This window comes from Pseudomonas sp. 1912-s (assembly GCF_029269205.1).
Taxonomy (GTDB): domain Bacteria; phylum Pseudomonadota; class Gammaproteobacteria; order Pseudomonadales; family Pseudomonadaceae; genus Aquipseudomonas.
The window spans coordinates 33,171-47,532 of sequence record NZ_JARIXR010000004.1 but is presented as its reverse complement, the minus strand read 5'-3'; the positions used below and the strand labels follow the sequence as shown (position 1 = coordinate 47,532).

Genomic DNA, 14,362 nt, shown 5'->3' with positions numbered 1-14,362 from the left:
TTGCGGTAGACTAGGACCATAAGAACCTCCAGTTTTGGATAATTCACATGGTCCAGCTTCGCAAATGGCGCCCTCTGCTCAAGCTCGACGGGGCGCAGTCGCAGGCGTCGTATCGAAAAATCATTGAGGGCCTGGTGAGCGCGATTGCCGAGGGCCGCCTGCGCCCCGGAACGCTGTTGCCCGGCACGCGGGAAATGGCGCAGTTGCTGGACGTCAACCGCAAGACGGTGATCCTGGCCTACGAGGAGGGCGTGACCAAGGGCTGGCTGGTCAGCATTCAGCGGCGTGGCACGTTCGTCAGTACGCAACTGGCGACAGGCACGGTGGCTGCCCCCCGCGCACCAAAGGCATTTGCCCTGGCGCTGCGGGACACGCCGGCGGCGGTCTATTTCACGCCGGGCGAGCAGGTGACTGCGCTGCAACAGCGGCCGGGCGCGCTGTTCTTCGACAATGGCGCCTGTGACCATCGCTTACTGCCGCAAGCCGTCCTGCACCGCTACTACCGTAATGCCTTGCGCTACAGCTTTACTACCAACACGGTGCGCCATGGCAGCGAGGGCAGCGGTCAATACCTGCGCAACGCCCTCGCCGAAATGTTGCGCCATAATCGCGGCCTGATGGTCGCAGCGGACCAGATTTGCCTGACCCAAGGTGTCCAGATGTCGCTGTACCTGGCGGCCAGCGTGCTGATCAAGCCCGGTGATGTGGTGGTGGTCGAACGCCTGAGTTACCCGCCTGCCTGGGAGATTTTCCGCCAGTTGGGCGCGCAACTGGTCACCGTCGACCTGGACGACGAAGGTTGCCGTGTCGATCAACTCGCCGAGCTGTGCCGGATGCACGACGTGCGGATGATGTATGTCACGCCCCATCACCAGTTTCCGACCACCGTCAGCCTGCGTGCCGGGCGTCGGCAGCAACTTCTGGAATTGGCCCGGCAGCATGACTTCTGCATCATCGAGGAAGACTACGACCACGAGTACCACTTTGCCGGACGGCCCTATTTGCCTCTGGCCAGCGACAGCGCGCAGCGTCATGTGATCTACATCGGTTCGCTGTCCAAATCCCTGGGCAGCACCTTCCGTTGCAGCTACATCGTTGCGCCATCGAATGTCATCGAAGTGCTCGAGCGCAAGGCGGCGGTGAGCCTGGGGCAGGGTGATGCAGTCATGCAACGGATGCTCGCGGACTTGATCAACAATGGCGAGCTGAAGAAGCATCTGCGTCGGGTTTCCAAAGAATACCGTCGGCGTCGGGAAACCCTGCTCGATTGCCTGCTGGAGGCTTTTGGCGAGCAGATCTCCGTGCAGGAACCGGAAGGCGGGCTGGCGCTGTGGGTAAGGTTTGCCGACTCAATCGACGTCGATCAACTGGCTGAAAAAGCGCTGGAGCTGGACTTGGTGGTGCGCGGTGGTCGGCTGTTTTCACCCTTTGATCACCCAGAGAATGCCCTGCGTTTGGGATTCGCCTCGCTCAACCAGGAGGAAATCCGCATCGCCACGCAGCGCTTGGCTCAGGCGGCGCAGGCGCTTCCCAAGTTTGATCTGTCTTAAATGCCCTGTGCATTGCCGGTCGACATGACTTCACCAGACGAAGTCTTACACACCGCGAAGTTTCGATAGGCGAAGAAAAGGCCCGCGATCGCAGGCCTTTCTCACCGGGCATTCCACCTTATTTGAACAGGCCGCCAATGGCGTTGATCGCATCCGCTGCCTTATTCACGTTTTGCTGGTGTTGGGGGTTGGTGTTCACTTGCGCCTGGGTGTTGTAGGTGCTGTTGCTGCAGCTTTTGTTGGTTTGTGTCAGCGCCGCCTGAAAGGCCGTCGCGCGCAAGGTGTCGCCCTTGGCATTGGCCGCATTGATATTGGCCTGCAGATCACGAACCTGTTGCTGGCAGGAGGCGGTATTGGCGTTCACGGTGTTGGTGTTGTTGTTACTGGCGCCACCCAAGGCAGACGACAGGGCTCCCGTGAGGGCAGACAGATCGGCGGCATGGACGGGCAGGGTGAGCAGGCTGAACAGGGCGGCGGCTGGCGCGAGTGTGGAAAGACGCATGGCAAACCTCAATGTTTGATTGCCTGCGCACGTGTGGGAGCCCGAGCAGGCGCAGAACAATATCCGTATAGAAGTGAGCGCCCGGGTGGAGCCCGATATTATTTGGTCAATTTTTGACCTTCAATATTGGAATTCCATAAATGTGCGTTGTTTCACGTTGTTTGTAGGGCGCTGATGAGGCACTGCACCGAGCGATCCTTGCTGGTTCACCTGGCGCCTCACACACCCGAAAGCTTTGCCAGCAACGTCAACGCAACAAGCGCCCAGCCAACGTTAAGCGCCACGAACATCCATTCGGGCGGCTGCGCACCCAGCAAAATCACTGATGTAACCGCGATAAAACCCATCAAGCCCCCAAGGGGCAGCCAGCGCCAGAACCCTCGTGGGGGCCGACGTACAGTGGCGGCCGATGGGTTTTCTTCATGGAGCGTCATGGTTATTTCGCCTCGGTGGCCCTCTGCTTCAAATACTCGACAAAGGGCTTGATGTCAGTGCTGCACAGCAGGTGCGCCACTTCACGTACTTCTGCAACCGGCCAGTGCCACCAGGCCGATTGCTCAAGGATCAACCGGGTAGGCTCATCAAACCGCCAGCGGATAGGCTTGGCCGGGTTGCCACCCACGATGGCGTAAGGCGCAACGTCCCTGGTCACTACGGCCCCTGCGGCAACCACGGCTCCGTCACCAATGGTCACGCCCGACAGGATGATCGCCTGCGAGCTTATCCAGCAATCATTACCAATGACCACGTCACCTTTGCTGCCGCCGAAGTCAGTGATGTGCGCAACTTCCTCGATCTTGGCGGGGAAGGGGTAGCAACTCAGCCAGTCGGTACGATGGTGGCCGCCTAGAAACACTTCGACGTTGCCGGCAATGGACGTATAAGCGCCTACGCGTAGTGTGGTGCCTTCATTCCAGTCGTGAACCTTCAAATCGCCGTAGGTGCCAACACCAAACGTGTACTTCGGGTAGCGATTGCGCAACTTTTGCGTAGCACGCTCAAGTTGGGGGAGTGCGCGCAGTGCCTTGCGCTCTTGATGTTCACGCCATTTACGCAACAGCTTCATGCAGTAGCCTTTTGCCGGTGTTGAGATGAAGAGCGCTATCCTGAGGAATGAGGCGGAGTGATGCAAGGCTCAATACTCCGCAGGCCCTTAACATCCTTCGACATAACGGCGTACCGCTCGGAAAGGCCGATGACCTGCCGCACAGGTTCGCTTGCATGCGTGCGCAATAGGCTCCTATCCGAATGAATGGACCCTGCTCCTGCACATAAGCGTATGGTGGGTGTTAAACACGCTTATTGAGGTACCCACCATGGACGATCGGCTCGGCGCCCGCCTGAAAGAAGAACGCAAGGCTCTCGGGCTCTCCCAGCAGGAATTCGGTGCGATTGGCGGTGTCGCCGCCAATGCCCAGGTGCACTATGAAAGTGGCGCGCGGATGCCCAAGTCCGATTACCTGATCGCCATCCGGGGCAAGGGCGTAGACGTGCTTTACGTGCTGACGGGGGAGCGGGCGGTCATTAGCCAGGACGACTTGAGCGACAAGGAAACGTTGATCATCAACCACTACCGCACGCTGGACGGGATGGATCAGGACGCGATTGCGCAAATCACTTCCTCGCTGTCCGACACTTAACGGCGCCGGGCCAGTCACCGGTCGACGAAACACGAACCATCGACCGTTTGTTGGAAGGTATTCATAGGCATGCTGTAATTCTTCTCGTCGTACGCAGTCTGGAATCGTGTATGTCGTTTCCATGTTCGGAGAAGCCTTGATGCTCGTGATCGCCGTCTTGCTGGTGGTGGCTGCAGTGTGGGTGTGGTGGACCTACCCACGGGTCGGGAACCTGTTGTTTGCGCTCATTGCGACGGTGGAGGCCAGGCGCGCCCGGCTGAAAGAGGTGCTGGTGTCCATTCAGCGTATGACTCTGGCAACCTATCAAGGTGGCCCTGTCAGCTCGCCGCCGCTGCTATTGATCCACGGTTTCAGCGCCGACAAAGGCGTGTGGTTCGGCTTTGCCCGGCACTTTACGGCGGACTATCGCGTTGTCATCCCTGACCTTGCCGGGCATGGCAAAAACCGTTTCGAGCACGGCGCGGACTACAGCATCGCGGCCCAGGCGCAGAGGTTGATCGAACTGTTGGATGCTTGCCGGATCGATGCCGTCCATGTGGTCGGCAGCTCAATGGGCGGTTATGTCGCCACCTGGCTGGCCGCACATCACCCCGAGCGTGTGGTGTCACTGGCGTTGATCGGCCCGGTCGGCGTGCTCTTGCCCCAGCCCAATGAAGTGGAAGAGTTGGTGAACCAGGGCGACAACCCTTTCCTGATTCACTCGCGGGCACAATTCGACCGGTTTTTCTCGATGACCATGGCATCTGCGCCGTGGATACCGGAAGTGCTGCTGGCCGCTGAAGCACAGGCCTATATCGAGCGACGCGATGCGCTTGCTGAAATTTTCTCGGATTTTTCCGGCAGCCCGCGACTGGAACCGTGGCTCAAGGATGTGCAGGTTCCCACGCTATTGCTGTGGGGCCGCGAGGACCGGATGGCGCCAATCGCCAGTGCGCAAACGTGGACCCAGGGCATCGCCCATGCCCGGCTGGAATGTATGGACGGTGTGGGCCACTTGCCGATGGTCGAGCAAACAGCGCAAACGGTGGCGCGCTATCGGGAGTTTTTGAACGCTCAGGCCTGACAAAAAGTGTATGCCTGTATCTCCCCGTAGCTGTACGGGGCGCACACCGGCGCAACGTTCTACTGTCGTGGCCACCGTATTTCGTTTGGATGTCGCGCCATGTTCATGTCTTCAAGCCTGTTGTCAGCCTTTGCGCTGTTCGCCTTCGTTTCCTCGATCACGCCCGGTCCCAATAACACGATGTTGTTGGCGTCCGGGGTGAACTTCGGTTTTGTCCGTTCGATTCCCCATGCACTGGGCATCAGTATTGGCTTCATGTTGTTGGTGATCGCCGTGGGGCTGGGGCTGGGCGAAGTGTTCAAGGCGCTGCCTTGGGCCTATACCGTATTGCGTTATGTAGGGGCCGCGTATTTGCTGTACCTGGCCTGGAAGATTGCGACCTCCAGCGCGATGTCCGATGACACCGATGACAAGCGCAAACCCATGACCTTTCTCGGTGCGGCAGCGTTCCAGTGGGTCAACCCCAAGGCCTGGGTCATGGCGTTGGGCGCGATCACCACCTACACGCCTGCCGAGGGTTATGTCACCAACGTGCTGTTGATTGCAGCGGTGTTTGCCCTGGTGAACCTGCCCAGTGTCTGTGTATGGGCCGGGTGCGGCAGCGGCTTGCGCAATGTGCTGCGCGAGCCACGCTGGTTGAGGCTGTTCAATTGGTCCATGGCGGGGTTGTTGGTGCTGTCTTTGTATCCGATGTTTTTTGCCGGCTGAAGCTGCCGGGCATAGCCACAGGCCGCCATTGACGCTTTTTGGCGGCTTATTGCATGCTCGCCGTTGTTTTCAGGCCTGCTACGGGATGTTGCGGCACGAAGCGATTGAACGGGAGGTTGGTTCGACGTATCGCTTCCAAACTTCCTTATACGAGATGCCCGACCGTGCTCCCAATCCCTGGTCGTTATCAGAAACACCTGCGTTTTTCGTTCCTCACGTTTACCCTCGCGATGGCGTCTGCCGGCACAGCCGTTGCCGCTCCCCAGGTTGGCATTCGCGCTATTGAAACCACCTACCATCAACTGCTCCAGGCCCTGGACCAAAGCCGTGGCGCCCGACCGGACGACGCCACACGCCAGCGCATCATCGTTGCAGCACAGGCGTTTCAGGACGCGATGAAGCGGGACGGCGGCGCGCGGGAGAACCTGCGCACTGATGTAAAAAACATCGTCGTGTCCCTGAGTGACGGCAGCTACAGCGCCGATGGCAGCATCAATGCACTGCGCCGCGATGCCGAGGGCAGCGTGATCGACGCCGGTCCGTGGAAGCCAACGCTGGGCGGGGCGTTGATCGCAGAGCCGGTCGGCACCCATCTGAATCAGACCAGCGAAGGTGATTGCGTCGGCATCTCGGTAGTCAGGGCGTTCGCCAATACGCGCACGGGGGCGGCGATCCTGCACAAGGGCGTTACCAGGAACGCCGATGGCAGCTTCAATGTCAGCCTGCCGGGCGACCCCGCCACGGTCTACCATTTACAGGCGGGCGACCTGGACCAATACGGCAAGGGCGATCCGCCTGCCGCTGCAGCGGTCGGCGCGATGTTCCAGTACTTCAAGCTCGACCCGGCCAAGGGCGCATTGCCCACCAATAAAGTCATGGAACTGCTGGCGGGCCAATACGGCGATCACCAGCGCCTGGCCGATGCCGAAAACACCCCCCAGGGCATCACCGACTTCCTGCTGAAAAACGCCAGTGCCGTGGGCAGCCAGGCGGCGGTGGTGTTCGGCGGCAAGCCGGCGCGCAATGGGGATTGGTCCAGAGGCGACGGGCACGCCTTTGCGATCATCCAGATCAACCCGGCGACGGGCATGCTGAGCTACACCAACCCGTGGAACGAAGGGGCACAGGTACGCACGATAGCGATCAGTGAACTGGCAAGGCAGTCGGCGGGAACGTCAGCGGACTTTGAGATGGTTACGTTTCGCTGAGTACGCTGACGGTGAACCCTAGACCGGTGAGATGGTGGCAAGCAGACCAATCGCGATGGTCAGTGCAAGAAAACCGAACAGGAAAAATGCCATCTTAGCCATAAGGCCTCCGAAATGAACGGGCCGGCAGGACGTTTCCTGTCGGGCTCCACGGGCGTGTCGGGAGTGGGAGTATTGTCAGGGCTGGGCGAATTTCGATACAGGGGCAGATGCACAAGAAAAAAGCGTATCAGATGGCTCCGGGAGCCGCAGGAGCTGTAAAGCCGGGGAGGGCGATTTTCGGGTATCAGGGAATAAACAGCGGCTCAGTGGCGTTATGAAAGAGGGTGCGGGCCTATCCCGTTCATTTTTCCATTGAGGTAATCCCATGTTGGGTGTGACTGATTACGGCTCGTTTGTGCTCGCTTTTATCATCCTGTTGCTGATTCCGGGCCCGGGAAACTTGGCGCTGATTACGTCGACGGGCAAGGGCGGATTCCGCGCCGGTATGGCGGCGACCTTTGGCGTGATCCTCGGCGACCAGGTACTGATGTGGCTCGCGGTGGCCGGCGTGGCGGCGATTCTGCAGACCCACCCGGTAGCGTTTCACGCCGTGCAATGGCTGGGGGCGGCGTACCTGATGTGGCTGGGTGCGAGCTTGCTGTTCGCCAAGCCTGGCGCGGCACCGATCCTCGACATCAAGCCGCGGCACTACCTGCGCCAGGGCGCAACCATCGCGCTGCTCAACCCGAAAACCATCGTGTTCTACATGGCTTTTTTCCCGTTGTTCATCGACCCGGCGGCCAACCCTGGCCTTCAGACCTTCGCCTTGATGGGCGCCACGGTGGCGACGTTGACCTTGCTGTATGGCCTGATCGTAGTGACGCTGACCGGCTTTTTCGCGGCGAAACTGCGCGCCAATGCCAAGGTCTCCCAAGGGCTGCAGAAGTTGGCGGGCGTCTTCCTGATCGGCTTCGGGCTGAAACTGGCGGCCTTGCGGGCTGGTTGAATTTGCTTAGGCAGAACGTGCCAGGTTTGGCTATTCTCACGCGGCGCTGGATAGCACCACGGAGCACCCGGGGACGGTATAAGGGCGACTCACTGACGCAATTTTCATCGGGCGAGTAGGCAAATGGGCAAAACGTTGGCTGCGCTGTCGTTTTTGATGACCCTGGTTTGGGTTTCGGTGGTTATTGCGGTGATGACTTATTTTTCGTAGTGCGCCTGGGGGCGAGTGCCGGACGTGGCGAACCGGTGCGCCTCACCATTGCCCGCTACCGCCGACTAAATCTGTAGATCACTGATCTGGCGAGCTTTTTTGTTTGCCGGGGTGCAGCTTGTTTGTTTGAAAAAGGCCGCCCCCGACCTTGCATCGAGGGGGCTGGATCTATATATTCCCTAGCCTGCTGCAACGCTCAACGGCTTTAGAAGCTGCTTGGCACGCTGTATAGCGCTACCGCCCGAATGGCGAAACTGGTAGACGCATGGGACTTAAAATCCCCCGCTCGTAAGGGCGTGCCGGTTCGATTCCGGCTTCGGGCACCATTTTCGATTCTCAGGGGTTATCAACCCTTCTCAAAAAGCCCCGCAGGCACTGGCCGGCCGGGGCTTTCTTGTTGTTATCCCTTCTCAATATTTTCAGTACATGGGTCAGCACATCTGAATTCGACTGACTAAAGCGATGTACTAAATGCCTCTTGCTGACACGGCCGTCAGGCAAGCAAAGCCCAAAGACAAGGATTACAGCCTCAGCGATACCGCCGGGCTGGCATTATTCGTAGCCGCCAAAGGCTCGAAACCTCGCATATTCCTGGGCACCTCTTCCGAAACACTTTGAGCGAAGCGCGCCAGCGCCGCTACCAGGCGAGAGCCCTCACGCAGTAAAAACTGTAGTCTGCGCCTATCGACAGTGAAGCCTTGGAGAGACGTTCTTGGCCAGTAGCCGAATGTATTCGTCACTGTAGAACGACATCCTGATGCTCTTCGGCGGAGGCGGCTAGCACACATTCGAGTACCTGGAAGACATCGAGTCCGCTGCTCGACACAAAGTAGTTGCCAAGGCTCGTGATGTGCGCAGAGATGTCATTGCCCCAAGGTGGTATGGACTGACGATTCTCGATGTCCCAGACGACAGAAGAAGGGGGTAAGTTGTCCAGCGTGGCTTTCGCCAGCCTTAGTTCGGCCAGTGCAGGCAAGGCACTCATATGAGGAAGGCGCCCTTGGTAGAGTTCATTCATCAGATGTGGCAGATGGGAGCCCCAACCGTGGGGTTCACAATGCACGCTGATCGTTGAGAAAAAAGAGTGCACGAACGACGGAGCACCGAACTCTTCCGTGATTGACCCTACCGTTACTTCGACTGTCATCTGCACTCTTCCCAAAGTGGTGTTGCCGCCGATGTGATAAGTATCGAGCGAATGTTCCCTGAAAATGACTGCTCGTGGCTGCACTAAGCCACGGGAAACTGAGAATAGTGATTTCCCGTTAGCATCACTGATGTCTGGATTTGAATCCAGACCTTTGGCGTATCAGAGTCTCTCAATATGGCTGCGGCCAAAAAATCAAAAAAGGCTGCCCATCAGGGTTGTGGGCCCAACCGTAGATGGATTTTCTCAGACGGCCACCAGCTCCATGAGGGGCGAGGGGTGTAACACCCTGGCTGGTTTGGGGGGGAAGCGTCACATCTAACCGATTCACCATTCTTTCCGTTCTTGCTGCCACCTTCATCACTGCCTCGCTCGCTGTAAGCAGAGCAGCCGGCGAGCAGAGCAGCGAGAAGAAAAATTGCCTTGTGCTTCATAAATGCCTCCGTGCGTTGAGCTCATAGACTACCCGTTGATTCCCGCCTTGAGCGTTTTTTTTCGCCTGGAGAAAAGGATGCCGATCACTGAAGCCCGCGGGGGGACGGTGAAGGGTAGGGCTCCCCAAGTTCCCATCGCGATTGCCAGTGCGCAACGTACTGGCGTGTTACCTCCGGCCTATCGCGAATGACTACAACATTCTCGGAGTTGGCCGTTTCGGCGGACTGGGCAAAATTGAAGGAGCCGGTTTCGACGGTGTTGCCATCAACAATGATCGTCTTATCGTGGTGGAGGTGAAATTGGTCGTTGGTCCGCAACTCCACCCCGTTGCGGGTCACAAAGTCCATGGCGGCTTTACTCGTTTTACCCAGGTTGCGCTTCTTGTCGATCACCACCCGTACCTGCACGCCACGGGTCTTCGCGTCTACCAACGCTTGCATGATGTCGGGCGCCTGAAAGGCGTAAGCAAGCATCTGGATGCTGTGCCTGGCACCCTTAATCGTTTCCAGAACGAGTTTCCTGGCGGAGCCTTCCGGGGAAAAACCAACTTGAATAGTGGGTTCCCCATAAGAAAGACAGGGGGCGCCGAGCAGGGCCACCAGGGCTACGTGTCGCAATCTCATCATGCCGAAAGACCTTGCATTCATGGGCAGGCCCCCCTTTGGACCTGCCACGTCTGAGATTACCTGAGGTGCCGCCCAAGGCAACGTGAATCCTTCAGTGCGGTGCGTACCGCGAAGGCAGTGATCAGCGTTGGGTGATTTGTGCTTGGCCTGCCTCAGTAAACCTGAGGCACGATGAGTTCCGGTGGCGTCGGGCTGCGGGAATAGTCCTCCTGCCTGACGCGTTGCGGCAGTTCGATCACCGGTAGCTGCACTTCCTCATAAGGCATCTGCCCGAGCAGGTGATGGATGCAGTTGAGCCGGGCCTTCTTCTTGTCATCGGCCTGCACCACCCACCAGGGGGCTTCTGCGATGTGGGTGCGCTCCAGCATGATTTCCTTGGCCTTTGTGTAGGCTTCCCAGCGCCGGCGCGACTCCAGGTCCATCGGGCTGAGTTTCCACTGTTTGAGCGGGTCGTGAATGCGACTCAGAAAGCGCAGGTGCTGTTCCTGGTCGGAGATGGAGAACCAGTACTTGATCAACTGGATGCCGGAGCGGGCGAGCATGCGTTCGAACTCCGGGACGGTGCGGAAGAACTCCTCGTACTGATCTTCGTTGCAAAACCCCATGACCTGTTCGACGCCTGCACGGTTGTACCAGCTACGGTCGAACAGCACGATTTCACCGGCGGCCGGCAGGTGTGAGACGTAGCGCTGGAAGTACCACTGCGTCTGTTCGCGGTCGTTGGGGGCGGGCAGGGCGGCCACACGACAGACTCGGGGGTTGAGTCGTTGGGTAATTCGCTTGATGACACCGCCCTTGCCGGCTGCATCGCGCCCTTCAAACAGAATCACCACTTTGTGGCCCGTCTTGACCACCCAGCTTTGCAGCTTCACCAGTTCGCCTTGCAGGCGGAACAGTTCGCTGAAGTAGATCCGTCGCGCGGCCTTCTCGCTGCTTTCCTCAACGTGCTCATCAAACAGGGCATTCAGGTCATGCCCGTCTTCGGATAACTCCAGTTCCAGCTCTTCGTCACTGTGATCCAGCAGCTCACGGTGGATGCGTTGTATCAAGGCTTCTTCTGTTGAAAACATGGGAGGCGCTCGCGTCGGGAGGGGAGTGGCTGAGTGTTAGTCGCAACTTGTTACGAAGTAATTACATCGGAAAACCCGGCTATTGAGGTGGCAAATGGGGACAAAAGCGCGTCGCCACCCAATTTTCATAAAACTGTAACAACCCTATTGCAGAGTGCGGAGGCCAATTATCACAAGGAGTTTCCTTAATGAAGAGCTTGATGAAGTCCGCTGCACTCGCCGTTTCGGTATCTCTTTGTGCCAGCTCTATGGCTTTTGCTGCGGAAAGCGTTCGCCTGACCGGTTCCGGTGCGAGCTTCCCGGCGCCGATCTACCTGACCTGGCTCAAGGATTTCAGCAAGAAGACCCCAGGTGTCACGGTGGATTACCAATCCAAGGGCAGCGGCGCGGGTGTACAGGACTTCCTGAATAAAACCGTCGATTTCGCTGCCAGCGACTCGGCCATGAAAGACGAAGACATCGCCAAGGTTGCCGAAGGCGTGCAGCTGCTGCCGATGACCGCGGGTGAAATCGTGCTGGCCTACAACCTGCCAGGCAACCCAAAAGGGCTGAAATTGCCACGGGACGTCTACTCCAACATCTTCCTGGGCAAGATCACCAAGTGGAACGATCCACAGATCGCCGCTGCCAACCCGGACCTGAAGCTGACCGATACGCCAATCACCGTGGTCGTGCGTGCAGACTCCAGCGGTACCACCGCGGTATTCACCAAACACCTGGCAGCGATCAACCCGGAGTTCCAGAAGGCGCTGGGTGAAGGCAACACCGTCAACTGGCCAGCCAGTGACAAATTCATCAAATCGCCTAAAAACGACGGTGTGACCGCCACCGTGCGCCAGACCCCGGGCGCCATCGGCTACATCGAATACGGCTTCGCCAAGCTGGCCAAGGTTGACTTCGCCCAGCTGCAGAACAAGGCCGGTCATTACGTAGTGCCGACCGCTGAAAGCGGTGCCGAGGCACTGGCCGCGGTGAAAATGCCGGAAAACCTGGTGGCCTGGCTGCCGGACCCGGACGGCGCCAAGTCCTACCCGATCACTTCCTACACCTGGATGATCTTCCGCAAGGACAACGGTAACCCGGCCAAGGCCAAGGCCATGCGTGAAATGGTCGAATACAGCCTGACCGAGGGGCAGAAAATCGCCGACTCGATGGGTTACATCCCTCTGCCGCAATCGGTTGTCGAACAGGTTCGCAAAGCGTCCGCCAACATCCAGTAATGCGCGTGAGGTCTCTCCCGGTGTGTGCTGTCAGCCATGCCGGGAGCGTTTCCCCCCTGGTCCGGAATTAGCCAATGAACAAACCTTTCGTCGTACCGGTTAACCCGGATTCTGCCTGCCAGCCACCTTCGGCAAAGGACTTCCTGGTGGATCGCACGTTCCGTGCGCTTGCACGAATCGGGGTGGTACTGATTCTGGCATTGGTCGCCGCCTTGGTATTCGAGGTGGGACGCAAGGCCCTTCCCGGCATGGAAAAGCACGGTTTTGACGTGATTTTTGGCAGCGTCTGGGACGTTAACCAAGGCAAGTACGGCATCCTGCCGGCCATTTGGGGCACGCTCTACAGCGCCCTGATCGCGCTGCTGATTGCAGGCTTTTTTGGCGTCAGCATGGCGATTTTCCTGACCCAGGATTTTCTGCCGGCAAAGCTGGCAGCCGTGTTTCGCACCATCGTCGAATTGCTCGCAGCCATCCCCAGCGTCGTCTACGGCCTGTGGGGCATCTACGTAGTGATCCCGGCGATTCGTCCACTGACGGCTTGGCTGAACAGCGAGCTGGGCTGGATACCTTTTTTCGGCACGTCCTTGAGCGGGCCTGGGTTGCTCCCGGCCGCGCTGGTACTGGCCATCATGATTCTGCCGACGATTGCCGCCGTTTCCCAGGATGCCCTCACCAGCGTCCCGATGAAAACCAAGCAGGCTGCCTACGGCATGGGGACCACCCACTGGGAAGCCATTCTCAAAGTGATGGTGCCGTCCGCCGCCACCGGCATCTTCGGCTCCCTGGTTCTCGGCCTCGGCCGCGCACTGGGTGAAACCATGGCGCTGGCCATGTTGGTGGGCAACGCGAACAACATTTCGCTTTCCCTGTTTGCACCGGCCAACACGCTGGCCGCCTTGTTGGCGCTGAACTTCCCGGAAGCCGGGCCCAACGAGATTGAGGTGTTGATGTATGCCGCCCTGGTGCTGATGTTCATCACGCTGCTGGTGAACGTCATCGGTTCGATGATCATGCTCTACGCCCAGCGGGGTACCAAACAATGACTGACCTTACGTCCCCCCTCAGCGCGGTGCCCAGCCTGCAGCGCAAGTTTGAAGGTCGTGCCCTGCGCAGCCTGGTGCTGACCACGCTGGTGTGGCTTGGCGCACTGGTGGCCAGCGTGCCACTGATTTCCGTGCTCTACATGCTGATCACCCGTGGCGGCGCACGCCTGAGCCTGGAGGTGTTCACCGAACTGCCACCGACGGGCTTCGAGACGGGCGGCGGTTTCGGCAACGCCATGGCCGGCACCTTTGTGATGGTCGGTATCGCTGCTGCCATCGCGGTTCCGGTCGGCATCATGGCCGCCATCTTCCTGGCTGAGCTGGGGCCGGACAGCAAATTGGCGAACGCCTCGCGCTTTGCCGCCAAAATGCTCACCGGCCTGCCTTCCATCCTGGCCGGGGTGTTTGCCTACGCCCTGGTGGTGATGACCACCGGCACCTACTCGGCGCCAGCAGGTGGCGTGGCCCTGGCGGTACTGATGCTGCCCATCGTGGTGCTGACGGCGGAAGAGTCGATGCGCATGGTGCCCAAGATCATGAAGGACGCCGCCTACGGCATGGGCTGCACCCGTTCGCAGGTCATCTGGAAAATCATCCTGCCCACCGGCATGCCGGCGATCCTCACGGGCGTCATGCTCGCCGTGGCACGTGCTGCCGGTGAAACCGCGCCGTTGCTGTTTACCGCGCTGTTCAGCAACTACTGGATCTTCCACGACGGCAGCCTGGAGGTCATGAACCCGACGGCATCCCTTGCCGTGCTGATCTACAACTTCTCCGGCATGCCTTTCGACAACCAGCTCGAGCTCGCATGGGCGGCCTCGCTGGTATTGGTGATGATCGTGCTGGTCGTGAATATCGTGAGCCGGATTTTCGGCAAGCCCAAGTATTGAGAACGGGAGCACCTGAATTTTGAACGTATCAACTGCGCAAATAGCCGCTCCGTTTGTCACCC

15 protein-coding genes, 1 tRNA gene and 1 pseudogene are annotated in these 14,362 nt (G+C 59.0%); 11 read left to right on the top strand and 6 right to left on the bottom strand.

What is annotated here, in order from left to right:
* Positions 1 to 47: 47 nt before the first annotated feature.
* Positions 48 to 1,550, top strand: coding sequence for a PLP-dependent aminotransferase family protein (locus P3C29_RS06675; protein ID WP_275964143.1), 1,503 nt, complete (start codon positions 48 to 50; stop codon positions 1,548 to 1,550).
* Positions 1,551 to 1,668: 118 nt separating this feature from the next.
* Here the strand turns inward: P3C29_RS06675 and P3C29_RS06670 are convergent, their stop codons facing one another.
* The 3 genes from P3C29_RS06670 to P3C29_RS06660 all read right to left on the bottom strand — a co-directional run bounded on the left by P3C29_RS06670 (position 1,669) and on the right by P3C29_RS06660 (position 3,118).
* Complete coding sequence (locus P3C29_RS06670; RefSeq protein WP_275964142.1) at positions 1,669 to 2,052, bottom strand: DUF1090 family protein; 384 nt, start codon at positions 2,050 to 2,052, stop codon at positions 1,669 to 1,671.
* A 218-nt stretch (positions 2,053 to 2,270) separates the two neighbouring features.
* Positions 2,271 to 2,486, bottom strand: coding sequence for a hypothetical protein (locus P3C29_RS06665; protein ID WP_275964141.1), 216 nt, complete (start codon positions 2,484 to 2,486; stop codon positions 2,271 to 2,273).
* Between the two features lie 2 nt (positions 2,487 to 2,488).
* On the bottom strand, positions 2,489 to 3,118 hold the full coding sequence (locus tag P3C29_RS06660; RefSeq protein ID WP_201124397.1) for a CatB-related O-acetyltransferase: 630 nt from the start codon (positions 3,116 to 3,118) through the stop codon (positions 2,489 to 2,491).
* Between the two features lie 250 nt (positions 3,119 to 3,368).
* On the opposite strand from P3C29_RS06660, the gene P3C29_RS06655 reads away from it, so the two are divergent.
* From P3C29_RS06655 to P3C29_RS06625, 7 genes and pseudogenes are all read left to right on the top strand, one after another.
* Complete coding sequence (locus P3C29_RS06655) at positions 3,369 to 3,692, top strand: helix-turn-helix domain-containing protein (protein WP_275964140.1); 324 nt, start codon at positions 3,369 to 3,371, stop codon at positions 3,690 to 3,692.
* A gap of 139 nt (positions 3,693 to 3,831) precedes the next feature.
* Positions 3,832 to 4,755 carry an alpha/beta fold hydrolase gene (locus P3C29_RS06650; protein WP_275964139.1) on the top strand — a complete coding sequence of 308 codons (924 nt, stop codon included), beginning with the start codon at positions 3,832 to 3,834 and terminating at the stop codon, positions 4,753 to 4,755.
* 99 nt (positions 4,756 to 4,854) lie between these two features.
* Positions 4,855 to 5,463 (top strand): LysE family translocator, encoded by a 609-nt coding sequence (locus tag P3C29_RS06645; protein WP_275964138.1) that lies wholly within the window; start codon positions 4,855 to 4,857, stop codon positions 5,461 to 5,463.
* A gap of 164 nt (positions 5,464 to 5,627) precedes the next feature.
* Positions 5,628 to 6,671 carry a hypothetical protein gene (locus P3C29_RS06640; RefSeq protein ID WP_275964137.1) on the top strand — a complete coding sequence of 348 codons (1,044 nt, stop codon included), beginning with the start codon at positions 5,628 to 5,630 and terminating at the stop codon, positions 6,669 to 6,671.
* 367 nt (positions 6,672 to 7,038) lie between these two features.
* The gene (locus P3C29_RS06635) at positions 7,039 to 7,659 is read left to right on the top strand and encodes a LysE family transporter (RefSeq protein WP_201124393.1); all 621 of its coding nucleotides are present in this window, start codon (positions 7,039 to 7,041) and stop codon (positions 7,657 to 7,659) included.
* Between the two features lie 449 nt (positions 7,660 to 8,108).
* Positions 8,109 to 8,195: transfer RNA gene (locus tag P3C29_RS06630), tRNA-Leu, on the top strand.
* A gap of 145 nt (positions 8,196 to 8,340) precedes the next feature.
* Positions 8,341 to 8,525, top strand: a pseudogene (locus tag P3C29_RS06625) (integrase arm-type DNA-binding domain-containing protein); the annotation flags it as partial.
* 80 nt (positions 8,526 to 8,605) lie between these two features.
* On the opposite strand, the gene P3C29_RS06620 reads toward P3C29_RS06625, so the two are convergent.
* From P3C29_RS06620 to ppk2, 3 genes are all read right to left on the bottom strand, one after another.
* On the bottom strand, positions 8,606 to 9,016 hold the full coding sequence (locus P3C29_RS06620; RefSeq protein ID WP_275964136.1) for an Imm70 family immunity protein: 411 nt from the start codon (positions 9,014 to 9,016) through the stop codon (positions 8,606 to 8,608).
* A gap of 518 nt (positions 9,017 to 9,534) precedes the next feature.
* Entirely contained in the window at positions 9,535 to 10,098 is a 564-nt protein-coding gene (locus P3C29_RS06615) for a phospholipase D family protein (RefSeq protein WP_242487078.1), read from the bottom strand.
* Positions 10,099 to 10,229: 131 nt separating this feature from the next.
* Positions 10,230 to 11,147, bottom strand: coding sequence for a polyphosphate kinase 2 (ppk2, locus tag P3C29_RS06610; protein ID WP_010171505.1), 918 nt, complete (start codon positions 11,145 to 11,147; stop codon positions 10,230 to 10,232).
* 188 nt (positions 11,148 to 11,335) lie between these two features.
* Between ppk2 and pstS the strand changes: the two genes are divergently transcribed.
* The 3 genes from pstS (at position 11,336) to pstA (ending at position 14,300) form a co-directional block, all read left to right on the top strand.
* On the top strand, positions 11,336 to 12,367 hold the full coding sequence (gene pstS / locus P3C29_RS06605; RefSeq protein WP_029615931.1) for a phosphate ABC transporter substrate-binding protein PstS: 1,032 nt from the start codon (positions 11,336 to 11,338) through the stop codon (positions 12,365 to 12,367).
* Between the two features lie 74 nt (positions 12,368 to 12,441).
* Positions 12,442 to 13,410, top strand: coding sequence for a phosphate ABC transporter permease subunit PstC (gene pstC, locus P3C29_RS06600; protein ID WP_010171502.1), 969 nt, complete (start codon positions 12,442 to 12,444; stop codon positions 13,408 to 13,410).
* Positions 13,407 to 14,300, top strand: coding sequence for a phosphate ABC transporter permease PstA (gene pstA / locus P3C29_RS06595; RefSeq protein WP_201124328.1), 894 nt, complete (start codon positions 13,407 to 13,409; stop codon positions 14,298 to 14,300). The genes pstC and pstA overlap by 4 nt, the downstream gene beginning before the upstream one ends.
* Positions 14,301 to 14,362: the final 62 nt, after the last annotated feature.